12 protein-coding genes are annotated in these 14,429 nt (G+C 76.3%); 4 read left to right on the plus strand and 8 right to left on the minus strand.

From position 1 onward, the window contains the following. Positions 1-3 precede the first annotated feature (3 nt). The 3 genes from AC0B61_RS11170 to AC0B61_RS11180 all read right to left on the minus strand — a co-directional run bounded on the left by AC0B61_RS11170 (position 4) and on the right by AC0B61_RS11180 (position 3,637). Positions 4-1,272, minus strand: a complete 1,269-nt coding sequence (locus AC0B61_RS11170) for a hypothetical protein (RefSeq protein ID WP_471740356.1) — start codon at positions 1,270-1,272, stop codon at positions 4-6. Positions 1,273-1,451: 179 nt separating this feature from the next. After that, entirely contained in the window at positions 1,452-2,105 is a 654-nt protein-coding gene (locus tag AC0B61_RS11175; RefSeq protein ID WP_471740357.1) for a class I SAM-dependent methyltransferase, read from the minus strand. 134 nt (positions 2,106-2,239) lie between these two features. Then, complete coding sequence (locus tag AC0B61_RS11180) at positions 2,240-3,637, minus strand: M48 family metalloprotease (protein ID WP_471740358.1); 1,398 nt, start codon at positions 3,635-3,637, stop codon at positions 2,240-2,242. A gap of 166 nt (positions 3,638-3,803) precedes the next feature. Here AC0B61_RS11180 and AC0B61_RS11185 point away from each other — a divergent pair, with 166 nt between their 5' ends. Beyond that, entirely contained in the window at positions 3,804-4,886 is a 1,083-nt protein-coding gene (locus tag AC0B61_RS11185) for an alcohol dehydrogenase catalytic domain-containing protein (protein ID WP_471740359.1), read from the plus strand. A gap of 177 nt (positions 4,887-5,063) precedes the next feature. Here the strand turns inward: AC0B61_RS11185 and AC0B61_RS11190 are convergent, their stop codons facing one another. The 5 genes from AC0B61_RS11190 to lanL all read right to left on the minus strand — a co-directional run bounded on the left by AC0B61_RS11190 (position 5,064) and on the right by lanL (position 11,135). Continuing rightward, entirely contained in the window at positions 5,064-5,234 is a 171-nt protein-coding gene (locus tag AC0B61_RS11190; RefSeq protein ID WP_471740360.1) for a hypothetical protein, read from the minus strand. 168 nt (positions 5,235-5,402) lie between these two features. Beyond that, entirely contained in the window at positions 5,403-5,576 is a 174-nt protein-coding gene (locus tag AC0B61_RS11195; RefSeq protein ID WP_471740361.1) for a hypothetical protein, read from the minus strand. Between the two features lie 242 nt (positions 5,577-5,818). Beyond that, positions 5,819-5,962: a VenA family class IV lanthipeptide gene (locus AC0B61_RS11200; protein WP_350630852.1), complete on the minus strand. Its 144-nt coding sequence runs from the start codon at positions 5,960-5,962 to the stop codon at positions 5,819-5,821. 209 nt (positions 5,963-6,171) lie between these two features. Beyond that, a complete protein-coding gene (locus AC0B61_RS11205; protein ID WP_471740362.1) occupies positions 6,172-8,163 on the minus strand; it encodes a S9 family peptidase in 1,992 nt (663 codons plus the stop codon). Continuing rightward, positions 8,160-11,135 (minus strand): class IV lanthionine synthetase LanL, encoded by a 2,976-nt coding sequence (gene lanL / locus AC0B61_RS11210; RefSeq protein WP_471740363.1) that lies wholly within the window; start codon positions 11,133-11,135, stop codon positions 8,160-8,162. Before lanL ends, AC0B61_RS11205 begins: the two co-directional genes overlap by 4 nt. A gap of 543 nt (positions 11,136-11,678) precedes the next feature. Between lanL and AC0B61_RS11215 the strand changes: the two genes are divergently transcribed. From AC0B61_RS11215 to AC0B61_RS11225, 3 genes are read left to right on the plus strand one after another with little or no spacing between them, the layout of a single operon-like run. Then, on the plus strand, positions 11,679-12,515 hold the full coding sequence (locus tag AC0B61_RS11215) for a Nif3-like dinuclear metal center hexameric protein (protein WP_471740364.1): 837 nt from the start codon (positions 11,679-11,681) through the stop codon (positions 12,513-12,515). 23 nt (positions 12,516-12,538) lie between these two features. Continuing rightward, positions 12,539-13,282 carry a zinc ribbon domain-containing protein gene (locus AC0B61_RS11220; RefSeq protein ID WP_471740365.1) on the plus strand — a complete coding sequence of 248 codons (744 nt, stop codon included), beginning with the start codon at positions 12,539-12,541 and terminating at the stop codon, positions 13,280-13,282. Positions 13,283-13,286: 4 nt separating this feature from the next. Then, positions 13,287-14,423: a bifunctional RNase H/acid phosphatase gene (locus AC0B61_RS11225; protein WP_471740366.1), complete on the plus strand. Its 1,137-nt coding sequence runs from the start codon at positions 13,287-13,289 to the stop codon at positions 14,421-14,423. The last annotated feature ends 6 nt before the right edge of the window (positions 14,424-14,429 follow it).

The following is a 14,429-nucleotide window of genomic DNA, read 5'->3' on the forward strand; positions in this document are numbered from 1 at the left end:
GGATCAGATCCTGTCCTGGGTGCGCGGGGTGAGGCCGTAGCTGTTCGCGATCGGGTTCCACTTGTTCATGAAGTCCGTCTTCGCCTGCGTGGCCTGCGGGTTGAGCTCGTCCGCGTGCTTCTTGTCCTGGCTGGTCGGGGCCTTGCCGGAGCAGCCCTGGGCGGCGACGGCGCGCGCCCAGCTCGCGTACGCCTTGTCGATCTCGGCGGACAACTGCCAGGCGGATTTCAGCGAGTTCAGCGCGTCCGCGCCGCCCGGCACGTCCGTGACGCTCACGTTGGCGAGCTTGGCCAGCAGCGCGGTCCGCTGGTTGGCACCGTTGTCGAAGACCTGGGCCGCGCTCTCGATGTCGGCCTTCGCCGGACAACTGGTCACCTTGGCGACGGCGCTGCCGATCGGGGCCTTCGCGTTCTCGCCCTCGGTGAGCAGGCCGTCCAGCGCCTGGGCCTGGGCCTGGGCGTTGGGCCCGGCGCCGGTCGCGGTCGGGGACGGCGTGCCGGCGGGCGAGGCGGGGGCGCTCGCGGCGCCGCTCGGGGCGGCGTCCGTGCCGGCGGGCGCCGGAGCGGGCGGCGGATTGCCCGTACCGGTGGTGGGTGCGGTCGCGGGCGGCGCGGCCTGGCCGCCCTTGTCGCCGCTCCTGGCCGCGAACAGCAGGCCGCCGCCGATCGCCAGCACCAGCAGCACCGCGAAGCCGATCAGCAGCGGGGTCTTGCGGTTCGCCGGGCGGCCGGCGTCGTCCCCGTCGTCGCCCCCGTCGTCGCCCTCGTGGGCGGTCGGGTAGGCGCTCGGGTAGTCGGGCTGGGCGCCGTACGGGGGCTGCGGTGGGGCGCCGTACGGGGATTGCGGCGGGGCGCCGTACGGGGGCTGTGGCGGAGCGGCGGGGGGCTGGGGGTAGCCGTAGCCCTGCGGCGCCTGGTGCGGGGCCGGGTACGGCGCGGCCGGGGGCTGCCCGGCGGCGGGCGGGGAAGAGGGGAAGGGGGAGGCGGCCGGCGGCTGCGGGGCGGTGGCGCGGGGGATCGGGGCGGTCGGCGGGTCGTAGCCGGGCGCGGTGGCCAGGTACGGGCGGGCGCCCAGCGGCGGGCCCTGGTCGCCGACGGCGCCGGGCCCGGGCGGCGGGGCGACCGGGCCGGGGCGGGGCGCTGCGGGGGCGGCGGGCGCCTCGGGGGCGGGTTCGGCGCCGGTCGGGGGCTGCGGGCCGCGCACCCAGCCGCCGGCGCCGCCGCGCGCCGTGGGATCCCAGACCGCCGGAGCGGTGTTCTGCTGGTCCGTCATGTCGCTGCTGGCCCCCACCGTCCGCCGATGCTCTGCCTGGTGCTGGCGGCCACCGTACCGGTCGAACCCCAGCACGACAGCCCCGGCACGACGTTAGGGCATCGGTGCGGGGCGGTGCGGCGGCTCGGTGGAGCCGGGCGGGGAGCTCATCGGATCCACGCGATGCGCCCGTGGGTGGGTCAGCGGGCGGAGCGGCGCAGGACGCGCAGCGAGCCGGTCACCGCGACCTCCTCGAAGCCCTCGGCGAGCGCCCGCAGGTACACCCGGTACGGGGCCTGGCCGCCGTCCGCCGGGTCCGGGAAGACGTCGTGGACCACCAGCAGGCCCTCCGGCGCCAGGTGCGGCACCCAGCCCTCGTAGTCGCCGGTCGCGTGCTCGTCGGTGTGCCCGCCGTCGATGAACACCAGGGCGAGCGGGCGCCCCCACAGCGCGGCGATCCGCGGCGAGCGGCCGACCAGCGCCACCACGTGCTCCTCCAGCCCGGCGGCGTGCAGGGCGCGGCGGAACCGCGGCAGGGTGTCCATCAGGCCGACCTCGGGGTCGACCAGGCTCGCGTCGTGGTACTCCCAGCCGGGCTGCTGCTCCTCCGAGCCGCGGTGGTGGTCCACGGTCAGCGCGACCGTCCCGGCCTCCCGGGCCGCCGCCGCCAGCAGGATCGCCGAGCGGCCGCAGTAGGTGCCGATCTCCAGCACCGGCAGGCCGGTGCCGCGGGCCGCCGACACCGCCGCCGCGTACAGCGCCAGCCCCTCGTCCACCGGCATGAAGCCGGTGGCCGCCTCGAACGCCGCCAGCACCTCGGGCGCCGGGCGGGCGCTCTGCAGCAGGTCGGACATGTGGTGCTCCTCGGGGTCGGGCATCGACGGACGTACGTTCACGGACGTGCTCGGACCCTACTGGACGGTAGGCCTGCTGGTGGCGGTGGGGACCGTCCGGCCGGGCAGGCCGGGCTGCCGGGTACCGGCCCGGCTCAGCCCGCGAGCAGGTCGGCGGCGATCCGGGCCCGGTGCGGTGCCAGTTCGGCGGCGATCGCCTCGCCTTCGGCCGGGGAGAGGGCGACGGTGGCCGGACGGTGGCCGCCGCGCTGGACCAGCGCGATCCGCAGGTGGGTCGGTGGGTGGGAGGAGTCCACGGCGGCCCGGTCGCGGGCGCTCAGCCGGAGCAGACGCTCCCGTTCCGTCGCGGGGACGGAAGCGAGGTGCTCCCGCATCCGCTCCCAGAGCAGTTCCGGCCCTCCGGACGGCTCCGGGGCGGTCGGCTTCTGCGGTTCGGGCTGCCCCGCGGTCCGGCCCCGGCCGCGGCGCACCGTCCGGGGGCGCCTGCGCTCCTCGGCGCGGATCCGGTCGACGGCGGTCGCCGCCGCACCGACGAGCATGAACACCGCCAGCATGCCGCGCGCCGCCTCGCTGCCGCCGACCCGGACGGCGAGGGCGTCCGCCCGGTATTCGGCCTGCTGGCCGGCGCGCAACGTGAGCCGGTCGAACAGCAACAGGCCCTGGTACATCAGCCAGGCGAGGACCCGGAGCAGGGCCGCGCCGATGATCGCCCCGAGCTTGACCAGCAACGGGGTGCCATCGAAGCGCGGACCGCCCGGCTCCTGCGATCCGACCGACGTGCCCCAGCCGCGGCCCCGGCCTCCGCGCGCCATGTCGTACCAGGCCGCGAGCGCCGAGACCGCGCTGTGCAGCCAGAGCGAGCGCCGGTGGTCGCCGTTGACGTGGTGGCCGAACTCGTGCCCGAGCAGGGCGATCCGCTGCCGATCGTCCAACGCCTCCCAGAGCGGCAGGCCGAGGGTGAGGACGGGCCGACGGCGGAGTCCGACGAGCCCGTACGAGGCGTTGAACTCGTCGGTGATCACGATGACGTGCGCGGGGGCGGCGCCGATCTCGGCGGCCACCCGGTCGGCCAGCCCGTACAGGACCGGCGCCCGGGTGCGGTCGAGGACGTTCCAGCCGCGCGGCAGCCGTCCCAGTCGCGGCCGGAGGGCGAGGACGATCACCAGGACGACCGCACCCAGGCCGCACTGCACGGCGCCGCCGGTGACGAGCAGCCAGACCCCCAGGCAGCACAGGGCGAGCGTCACGAGGTGGATCAGACCGGCCGCGACGGAGGCCAGCACCCAGTCGCGCCGGGCGGTGGGGGAGGGCCTGCCCTCGGACTGCTCCTCGAACAGCCGGTCGGAGCGGGCGGCGGCGGCCCGCTCACGCCGGGTGGGTGCCGGGGCGTCGTCCTGACCGGGGACCAGGTTCCGGTCACAGCCGGGGCACCAGGCGGTGAAGCGCGGGTCGGAGGTCAGCGCCGCGCCGCACCGGGGGCAGGGCTCGCCGTGGCGGGGGCGGTCGGACGAGGTCCGGGTGGGTATCGGCACGTCGGTGATCATCGCGTGGGCGGGGTGTGGACGGGGAGCGAATTTCCACAGTTCTGCCGCCCGGTTGTTGTGGAACGCGTTCTAGTCGGGCCGCGCCCCCCGGTGTCACAATCGGGCCCGTCCGAGGACCCACCCCGCGTCACGCCATGCCCCCGGGAGCAGCCCCATGCGCGCAGCCGTCCTGCACACGACCGGCCAGGACACCCTCGACGTCCGCGATGACGTGACCGCGATCGGCTTCGGGAAGGGCGCCGTCCGCGTCCGGATGCGCGCCGCGAGTCTCTGCCACTCCGACCTCTCCGCGATGAGCGGCGTCCTGCCGCAGCCCGCCCCCTTCGTCCCCGGGCACGAAGGCGCCGGAGACGTCCTGGAGGTCGGCGAGGGCGTCACCGGCCTCGCCGTCGGCGACCGCGTGGTGCTCTGCTGGATGGCCCCCTGCGGCCACTGCGACCACTGCCGGCGGGACCGCGGCCACCTGTGCGTCGCCAGCCTGCGCCGGCTCGGCGCCCCGGGCTTCCGGATCGAGGCGGGCGGCCTGACCGCCTCCGGCTTCTACGGCACCGGAGCCTTCGCCGACGAGGTCGTGGTCTCCGCCGACGCCCTCATCAAGGTGCCCGCCGACCTCCCGTACGAGGCCGCCGCGCTGATCGGCTGCGGAGTGACCACGGGCGTCGGCGCCGCGGTGCACACGGCCGCGGTCGAGCCGGGCGCCTCCGTCGCGGTGATCGGCGCGGGCGGCGTCGGCGTCGCCACCGTGCAGGGCGCCCGGGTCTGCGGCGCGGGCCGGATCACCGTCGTCGACCCGATCGCCTCGCGCCGCGAACGCGCCCTCGCCTTCGGGGCCACCGAGGCCATCGCCCCCGAGGAGCTGAAGGCGGTCGCCAAGAAGCTGCCCGGCGGCGGCTTCGACTACGTCTTCGAGGCCGTCGGCCGCGCGGCCACCGTCCGGGCCGGCTACGACGCGGCCCGCCGCGGCGGCGCCGTGGTCGTCATCGGCGCGGGTGCGCAGGACGACCTCGCGCAGTTCACCATGGGCGAGCTGTTCTTCAACGAGAAGCGCCTGCTCCCCTCGCTCTACGGCGGCGCGACGGTGAGCCGCACCGTCGCGCTGGTCGTCGACCTCTGGCGGGCCGGGCGGATCGACCTCGGCGGCATGATCACCCACCGGGTGGGGCTGAAGGACGTCAACGAGGCGATCGCGCAGATGCGCAGTGGCGAGGCGCTGCGGACCGTCGTGACGATGGACTGACCGCACTGCCGCACTGCCGCGATGTCCGGGCGGTTCTGGCGCCTTGACGGGCGAGGGCCCGCCGGGGGAATGCTGCTCCCCCTCGGCGGGCCCTGGGCGTGCTGCCTGCGTGTCGCGTGCGTGCTGCGTGCGTGCTCGCGGCCGCGTGTTCGCGTTGTCGCGTCCTCGCGGGTGTGGTCAGCCCCGCGCCGCGGCGGCGCGGTGGCGGCCGTGCGGGTCGGACCCCGGCCTGTCGTCGGGGGCGGAGTGGCCGCGGTGGCGGCCGTGCGCGCTGTATGCGGCCGTCTTCTCGTCGGCGTCGGTCCCCTTGGTGGCGGGGCCGGTGGTGTCGGTGAGGGTGTCGGACATGAGAAATCGTCTTTTCCGTGCTGAGGGTTGCAGGTCATCGGCGCCCGGCCGGCGCCGGTGGCGCGCGGTCAGGTCCCCGATCGGGCGCTCCGTACGCGCCCGTAGCCGGTGATCGCGGCCCGTGCCCCGGCCACCATAACGGCCGGAACGTACGAGATCCTATCGAGATCACGACGCGAGTCCGGCGCTGCTCCGGGGCACCGAACCGAGCCAGTGGCCGACCAGCTCCCGGTAGAGCGGCGACAGCACCTGCAGGTCGCCGTGCCGGGCCAGCACCCCGCGCCCGCCGTCCAACAGCAGCACCCGGTCCGCCCGCAGCGCGGAACTGATGCGGTGCGCCACCACCACCAGCGTCCCCGGCCGGGCGGCGAAGGCCGCAGGGCGAGGCCCAGCGCGAGGGTCCAGCCGGTGGGGCGGCGGGGCAACTCGAAGCTCCCGTCGGAGAGTCGGAACACGGAGGTACGCGGAGGAGCGGGCCGGTTATGCGCGCGGGCGGGAAGACGGGTGCCGTCCCTGCCTGTCCGGACAGGCAGGGACGGCACCCGGCTGCTACCGCCCGCTCAGCGGTCGGCCGAGCCGGTGGCTCAGCTGACGGTGAAGAGCAGGCAGGTCAGGATGAGACAGGTGTACTGGCAGCCGTTGCCGTGGCCGGTCAGCTCGACGGACTCGGTCTCCGGCAGGTCCTGCAGCGCCGCGAGGTCGGTCTCGAAGTCCACCATGTTCTCCATGATCGGTTCCTCCCCTTGAGGTCACGCCCGCCGCGATCTGCCTGCGGGCGCAGGGTGTTGCACCCCGGGCGGCCTCCATCCACCGCTCCGGGGGTGTGCCCCGGGCCTCAGCGAGCCCGGGAGTCTGGGAATGCGGGCGGTCGAGCCCGATCGAGCCCGATCGAGCCCGATCGAGTCGGATCAAGCCCGGTCGAGCCCGGCCAGCCAGGTCAGCCCGGCCGGCCGGTCCGCAGGAACGCGGCCAGCAGTTCGTGCAGCACGGCGGCGCCTTCCTCGGCGAGCACCTCGTGCCCGGAGCCGGCCGCCTCGACGTACCGGAAGTCCTGGCCCTCGACGCGGCCGATCCGCAGCAACTCGTGCCGCAGCGAGCGGGATTGGCTCACCGGCACGACCTCGTCCCGGTTGCCGTGCACGACCAGGAGCGGCGCGGTCAGCCGGTGCGCCAGCTGCAGCACGTCGCGCGGCCCGCGGGCGTCGGCGATCGTTTCGCCACCGCCCAGGCGGGTGGTCAACGCCCGTACGGGGGGCGCCGCTTCGGCGAGCAGCCGGGCGCCGGACAGGAACGGTGCGACCACCGCGCAGCGGGCGACGTGTTCGGCCGGTGCGTGCGCGGCGGCCAGCAGCGCCAGGAACGCGCCGTAGCTGACCCCGAACAACGCGGGCGGCTCCAGGCCGAGCGCCGCCCGCTGGCCGGCGATGCCGTCCAGCAGGTACAGCACGTCGTCCAGGTCGGGCCCGCCCCAGGCGCCCCGGATGGCCATCGCGTGCGCCACGCCGTAGCCGGTGGAGCCGCGCTGGTTCGGCGCGACCACCGCCAGGCCCTCGGCGGCCATCCGCTGCAGGGCCGGGTCGAACTCCAGCCGCCAGGCGTCCGCCGGGCCGCCGTGCAGGGCCAGCACCAGGTGCGGGCTGCTCAGCCAGGCGTCCCCGCCGTACACCACGGCTTCCAACGGGCCTGCCGGGCCCGCCAGTTCGAGGCTCTGGGCGGGGTGCCAGCGGCCGCCGTCGCCAGGCGGGGTGCTGCCGTCCAGCCGCCAGCCGGGAGGCGGGGTCCGGACGGGGCGCACCGCGCCGGGCTGCCAGGGCAGTACGGTGTCCCGCCAGGGCCCGGGCAGTCCGGAGGTCAGCGGCGCGAGTTGGAGCGGCAGCGGCATCGGGCCGGTGGCGGCCGGCACCGGCCCGTGGGCCAGCAGCGCGTCCACGTCCAGGGTGGCCAGCGCCGCCGGGTGGCCGGGCGAGGAGTACGGCATCCGCAGCCCCGCCGCGTCCCAGTGCCCGACCGCGCCGAGCCGACCGGGCGGCACCGGCAGCGGGTCCAGCCGCCCGGCGGACGGCTGCCACACGGCGAGCGCCGAGCCCGCGCCGTGGTCGATCTGCACCGCGACCCGGGGGCCGTCCGCCCCCCGCCGCAGCGCGACCGGCCGCAGGAACATGCCCGCGACGTGCAGGCACTCCGGGAACCGCAGCGGCGCGCCGCCGTCGAGGACGCCCCAGCCGAGCCGGTCGGTGCCGGGCGCGTCGCTGCGCACCATCGCGAACCGGCTGTCCGGGTCGAACAGCACCAGGCGGTCGTTGCTGCGCTCGCCGATCTCCAGCAGCGGGGTGGTGGCGCCGCTGCGCAGGTCGAGCACCACGCTGCGCACCAGGCCGGTGTTCACCCGGTCCAGCGCGAGCAGCGCGCCCGCGTGGTCCAGCCAGGCGCCGCCGCCGTGCAATCCCGGGATCTCGGCGGCCTGTTCCGGTGCGCTGCCGTCCGTGCGCAGCAGCCAGACGGTGGTCGCCGGGCGGGTGTCGGTGCCGAGGGCGACGGCCACCGGCGTCCGGGGGCCGGCGCCCGCCGGTACCGGGAGCGGCAGCAGGCGCAGCCCGGCCATCCGGAGGGAGGCCAACGGCTGCTCCACGGCGGCGTTCTCGCCGTACGAGAGGCGGACCAGGTCGTGCCGCTCGCCGTCGTGCCGGCAGATCAGCACCGCGCCGTCCGGCAGGGCGACCAGCTGCGAACGCAGGCTCTCCGAGCGGTTGCCGGACAGCGGCAGCGCGAGCGGCGCGGCCGGGGCGCCGTCCTGCGGCAGTCGCCAACTCTCCACGTACCAGCCGCTGTCGGCGGACGAGGCGAGGCAGGCGGCATGGCTGCCGTCGGCAGCGAAGGTGAAGCTCAGCCGGCGCAGGGCCTGGGTCATGGTCCGGGTGGCCACATTCATGCTCCGCTCACCCCGCCGGTACCGGAGGGGAGTTGGCGTACGGTGGGCGGTGTCGGGTCCAGCCAGAGCCGTGGGCCGCCGTGGCGCAGCCGCAGCAGGAAGGCCAACGGGCCTGCCGTGCCGGTGCCGTAGGCGGGCGCGCAGCCCGTACCGGTCTCGTCGGGGAGCACCAGGAGGCCGTCGCGCAGGGCCGCGCGGGCGGCGATGAGGGCGGCCAACTGCTCGGCGCCGGTGCGGAATCCGGGCTCGCCGGTGGCCTCGGCGAGGTCCAGCAGGTACTCGCCGTCGCCGGCCAGCCCGTGGCAGGCGCTCACGCCGCCGTGCCAGCGGGCCGCCAGGACCGCGCGTCCGGCGGCGCGGGCCAGGTCGAGCGTGGCGGCGTCGCCGGTCGCCCGCGCGAGCCGCAGCAGGAAGCTGCCCGCGCCGGAGGAGCCGCTGCACCAGTGGGAGAGCCGGATGTGCTCCGGGTCGGCCGCGCTCTGCGGCCACCAGGCGCTCTGGCGGCCGTCGCCCCACCGGGCGGTCGCGGCGAGGGTCCGCCCGGCGTCGGTGGCGCCGGTGAGCAGGGCCTGGTCGCCGGTCGCCCCGGCGGCGGCCAGGAGGAAGGCACCCACGCCGGCCACGCCGTGGGCGAAGCCGAGGTGGGTGATCCCGGCGAGCGCGGAGTCGAAGCCCTCGGGCACCGGCCAGACCGTCCCGTACGGTTCGCGGCGGGCGGCGGCGAGCAGTGTGCGGGCGCCGTGGGCGGCGCGGTCGAGGAAGTCCGAGCTGCCGAAGCCGTCGACGGGTGCGCCGGGGCCGGCGAAGTGGTCGGCGGCGAACCGGAGTTGGGTGAACCCGGAGCCGGCCGCGCCATGGCAGACGTCGGGGTTGGGCCACTCGACGGCGATCCGGCGGGCGAGCCCGGCGGCCCGGTCGGCCAGGTCGGTGGCGCCGAGGGCCCGGGCGGCGTCCAGCAGGGCCCAGGCGGTGCCGGAGCGGCCGAAGTGCAGCCCGGGCAGTACCACCGGCTCGGCGGCGATGCGCCGTTCGATCCAGTCGGCGGCGGTCCGGGCCGTCCGCGCGGCCTCCGCCCGCACCTCGTCCGGCAGGTGCTCGGCCGCGACCGCCCGGGCCAGCACGGCCAGCACGCCGGCGGCCCCGTGCTGCACGTTGCACGGATCCGTCCGCTCTCCGGCGGGCACCACGGGCCACAGCCGGTCCCGCCGCCCCGGGGTGGCGGTGGCGGCGAGGTGCCGCAGGCCGTCGGCGAGGAGGCGGTCGAGGGGCGGGGCGTCGTCGGCGCCCACCGGTGCGGCGGCTGCGCGGGTGGCTGCGCGGGTGATGGCCGGGCCTGCGCCCTGCCGGGCGGTGGCGTGCCAGAGGGGCGTGACGGCGGCGGGCTGCGCACTCCCGGGCCGCGCCTGCCGAGCGCTGACGCCGCCCCCGCCGTCGCGCAGTGCCTCGCCGCCCGCCGGCGCCTCGCCGCCCGCCGGCGCCTCACCGCCCCCCGCCGCCTCGCCGTCGCGCAGCGCCTCCCGTACCCGGGCGAGGCCCCACCTCTGCTGCGGGTCTTCGGCCCGCAGCCCGAGGATCGCCGGTGCCAGGCGCCGTGCCGTGGCCCCGGTGCGGGCCGCGAGGGCGAGCCAGCGGCCGAGTCGTTCGGCGACCGGGCGGCCCTGCGGGAGGTCGTCCGGCAGCAGCGGGTCGTGGCCGGTGGCCAGGAGGAAGAGCAGGCCGCCGAGGGCGTACAGGTCGACGGCCGGGTCGGCGACGCAGGTGCCCGCGAGGGCGAGCCGGCCGGGCCCGTGTTCGGGTGCGCGGTAGCCGGGGGTGCCGGCCGATCCGGCGGCGCGGCCGGTCTCGGCGGCGAGTTCGAGGTCGACCAGCCGCAGGGTGCCGTCGGGGCGGACCATGACGTTGCCGGGGGAGAGGTCGCGCAGGACCAGCCCGTGGGCGTGCACCCGCTCGACCAGGTCGAGGAGGGCGTGCGCGACCGGTCCGGCCTCGGCCCAGTCGACGTCGGGGCTGCCGTCGCGCCGCAGCCGGGCGGCGACCCAGCTGCCTAGCGGCTGTCCGGCGATTCGTTCCTGCACCAGGAAGACGGAGTCGTCCTGTTCGATCAGTTCGACGGCGCGCGGTGCCAGGCCGTGCCCGGCCAGGCGGTCGAGCAGCGCGGCCTCGTGCCGCAGCGCGTCCCGGGCGTCGGTGCCAGCGCGGTCGACCTCGATGTGCGCCCGAGCCTGCTTGACCACGACCTCGGCGCCGCTCGACGCCTCCCGCCCGAGGAACACCCCGCCCTTGGCGCCGTGCCGCACGGCGGCCGTCACCGCGTACCGCCCGGCCAGCAGCACGCCGCCCCTGCGCCGTGCGCCGCCAGTAGCCTCGGAGCGCAGCGGATCCCGCACCCACCCCGGCGCCCGGTACGAGCCCCCGCGGACGTCCTCGGCCCGCTCTCCGCCCGGCCCGCGCAGCACTGATCGGTACTCGCCGTCGTTGCCCAGCTCGGCCGGCAGTGCGAACGCGCCGTACCGGTAGTGCACCCGGCTGCCGGGCCGGTACGGCCGGTCGGAGAGCACCACGGGCCCCGGCAGCCCGGCGGTGGCCCGGTCGAGCTCGGCCGCCAGCCGCTGGAACTGGGCGTCGTCCGCCGGGTAGACGGTGATGAACTTGCCAGCCGAACCACGGTCGCTGTTACGGGAGTTGAGTTCGCTCAGCCGCTCCTGCGCGGCGGCGAACTTGAAGCTGCACGGGTCCGCGGCGAGCACCCGGACGACCGCCGCGAGCACCTCCTCGCCGACCGCCGAGGCCGCGCTCACGTGCAGCTTCCAGCCCTGCTCGGGCAGGGGCGAGGGCGCGGCCGGCCTGGCCGTGCACCAGAAGCCGCCGACGGTGACATTCCAGCCGCCGTCGCCTCCCCGGCCTCCGGCGCCGGCCAGGGCCGCCCGCGCCGCCTCCGGCCACGGACCGGCGGCCTCCGCTCCGCGCCCCACCGGTCCGCTCCCCGCCGACCCCCGGTCGCCGGCCGTACGCAGCGATGTGCCCGCCTTCATGTGCCACCACATCCCTTCGTCCCGGCCGCCGCCCATGGGTGCCCAGTGCTCGTCGCCATCCCTCGCACGCCCCTCGCACGCCCTTGCGGGGTCGAGGAGGACGAGGCCTGGGCCGGCGGGATCCGGCCCCGCCCACGGGGTGCCCGCCCCGGTTGTCGGCCGGGGCGACCGGGGCAACTCCCGTTCGCAGAAGCGAAGTTAGTTTCGAGCAAGCCGCCCGCTCAACGCAGAGCCGGTCACTTCACTCGTAAGGGTGATCAAGAGGCGGTTTCGAATTCGTACGAGAGCTCCGATGTGAGCAGTGGACGCCAGGCGTACCGGTGCGAACGGCCGACGCGGCCCGGTCCGGACGCCTCCGTCGCAGGTTGACGCGCATCCGTACGCCCACGGCACCCCCGTCCGAACCCCGCCCGGACCGGTTCGAACGCCGGGCCCCGAACGGCCGAGGCCCGACCGCCGCCGCGCGCACGGTAGTCTCGACAGGTGCCGAAACTGTCCGACGTCATCACCGCGCTCGAAGAGGTCTACCCGCCGCAGTGGGCGGAGTCCTGGGACGCCGTCGGCCTGGTCTGCGGAGACCCTCAGGCCGAGGTCCGCCGCGTGCTGTTCGCCGTCGACCCGGTCCGGACGGTCGTCGACGAGGCGGTGGAGTGGGGCGCCGACCTGGTGGTCACCCACCACCCCCTCTACCTGCGCGGCACCACCAGCGTCGCCGCCACCACCGCCAAGGGCCGGGTGGTGCACACGCTGATCACCAACGGCATCGCCCTGCACGTCGCCCACACCAACGCCGACCACGCCGACCCCGGCGTCTCGGACGCGCTGGCCGAGGCGGTGGGCCTGTGGGTGACCGGTCCGCTGGTGCCGGACCCGACCGACCCGCTGGGCCGCCGCGGCACCGGCCGGATCGGCCTGCTGGAGCCCCCGCTGCCGCTGTCCGCGTTCGCCGCGCGGGTCGCCGGGGGCCTGCCCGCCACCGCCGCCGGCGTCCGCGTCGCGGGTGACCCGAACCGGCTGGTCAGCCGGGTCGCGGTGTGCGGCGGCTCGGGCGACGGCTTCCTCGCCGACGTACGGGCGGCCGGCGTGGACGCCTACGTGACCGCCGACCTGCGCCACCACCCGGCCTCCGAGGCCGCCGAGACGGCGCCCGTCGCCCTGGTCGACGCCGCCCACTGGGCCACCGAGTGGCCCTGGCTCGGCCTGGCCGAGCGCGCCCTGCGGTCCGCCGCCGACAAGCGCGGCTGGGCCGTGGAGACCAAGGTCTCCCACCGGGTCACCGACCCGTGGACCGCGCACGCCCCCATGTCCTTCACCGCCTGACCCGATCCACAGGAGCTCTCCCCTTGAACGCCGCGCCCGCCGACCAGATCCGCCTGCTCGACCTCCAGGCCATCGACTCCAAGCTCGACCAGCTGGCTCACCGGCGCCGGATGCTGCCCGAGCACGCCGAGATCGAGAAGGCGACCGCCGACCACACCGCGCTCAAGTCCCTCGTCGTCGCCGCCGAGGCCCAGAAGGGCGACACCGCCCGCGAGCTGACCAAGGCCGAGCAGGACGTCGAGCAGGTCCGCGCCCGGGCCGCCCGCAACCAGCAGCGCCTGGACTCCGGCGCGATCACCTCGCCGAAGGACCTGGAGAACCTCCAGCACGAGATCGGCTCGCTTGCCAAGCGCCAGGGCGACCTGGAGGACATCGTGCTGGAGATCATGGAGCGCCAGGAGAGCGCCAAGTCCCGGGTCGAGGAGCTGTCCGCCCGGCTGGAGCACTCCACCGTCGTCCTCACCGACGCCGAGGGCCGCCGCGACGCCTCCTTCGCCGAGATCGACACCGAGGCCGACAAGGTCAAGCGCGACCGCGAGGCCGTCGCCGCCGTCATCCCCGCCGACCTGCTGAAGCTGTACACCAAGCTGCGCGAGACGCAGGGCGGCGTCGGCGCGGCCCGCCTCTACCAGCGCCGCTGCGAGGGCTGCCGCACCGAGTTCTCGATCACCGAGCTGAACGCCATCAAGGCCGAGCCCGCCGACAAGGTCGTCCGCTGCGAGAACTGCTCGCGGATCCTGGTCCGCACCGCCGACGCGGGCGTCTGAGCCGGTGGCGGCGCGCTTCATCGTCGAGGCGGACGGCGGGGCCCGGGGCAACCCGGGGCCGGCCGGCTACGGCGCGGTGGTCCGCGCCGGGGACACCGGGCAGATCGTCGCCGAAGCCGCCGAGTTCATCGGCCACGCCACCAACAACGTGGCCGAGTACAGGGGCCTGATCGCCGGCCTCAAGGCGGCCCGCGACCTCGACCCGGACGCCTCGGTGGACGTCCGGATGGACTCCAAGCTGGTCGTCGAGCAGATGTCCGGGCGCTGGAAGATCAAGCACCCCGACATGCAGCCGCTCGCCGCCGAGGCCCGCGCCGTCTTCCCGCGCGGCCGGGTCACGTACACCTGGATCCCGCGCGAGCGGAACAAGGACGCCGACCGGCTGGCCAACGAGGCGATGGACGCGGGCAAGGCCGGGCGCCCGTGGGAGCCGAAGCCGAAGGCCCCGGCCGCCGCGGACGAGCCGTCCCTGGAGACCGCCACCCCCAAGGCCGGCTGGGCCGCCCCGGCCGACCTCGGCACCCCCACCACCTTCGTCCTGCTGCGCCACGGCGAGACCCCGCTCACCCCGGAGAAGCGCTTCTCCGGCAGCGGCGGCAGCGACCCGGAGCTGTCCGACAAGGGCCGCTGGCAGGCCGAACGGGCCGCCGAGGCGCTGGCCGCGCGCGGCAGCATCCAGGCCGTGGTCGCCTCCCCGATGCGCCGCACCCGGCAGACCGCCGAGACCGTCGCCGCCAGGCTCGGCCTGGAGGTGCGGTACGAGGACGGGCTGCGCGAGGTCGACTTCGGCGACTGGGAGGGCCTGACCTTCGCCGAAGTGCAGGACCGCCACCCGGACGACCTGTCGGCCTGGCTCGCCTCCGCCAAGGCCAAGCCGACCGGCAGCACCGAGAGCTTCACCACCCTCACCCACCGGGCCGGCGTCACCCGGGACAGGATCATCGCCCGGTACGCGGGGAAGACCGTGCTGGTGGTCTCCCACGTCAGCCCCATCAAGACGCTGGTCCGGCTGGCGCTCGGCGCCCCGCCGGACTCGATGTACCGGATGGAGCTGAGCGCCGCCTCGATCTGCGCCGTCCAGTACTACGCGGACGGCAACGCCTCGCTGCGGCTGCTCAACGACACCTCGCACCTGCGCTGACCCCTC

The organism is Kitasatospora sp. NPDC023385, from assembly GCF_055664045.1.

Coding starts and splice junctions, on each gene's coding strand:
- AC0B61_RS11175 (WP_471740357.1), bottom strand. CDS start 2,105: ATGTCCGACCTGCTGCAGAGCGCCCGCCCGGCGCCCGAGGTGCTGGCG.
- AC0B61_RS11205 (WP_471740362.1), bottom strand. CDS start 8,163: ATGAATGTGGCCACCCGGACCATGACCCAGGCCCTGCGCCGGCTGAGC.
- AC0B61_RS11190 (WP_471740360.1), bottom strand. CDS start 5,234: ATGTCCGACACCCTCACCGACACCACCGGCCCCGCCACCAAGGGGACC.
- AC0B61_RS11185 (WP_471740359.1), top strand. CDS start 3,804: ATGCGCGCAGCCGTCCTGCACACGACCGGCCAGGACACCCTCGACGTC.
- AC0B61_RS11170 (WP_471740356.1), bottom strand. CDS start 1,272: ATGACGGACCAGCAGAACACCGCTCCGGCGGTCTGGGATCCCACGGCG.
- AC0B61_RS11200 (WP_350630852.1), bottom strand. CDS start 5,962: ATGGAGAACATGGTGGACTTCGAGACCGACCTCGCGGCGCTGCAGGAC.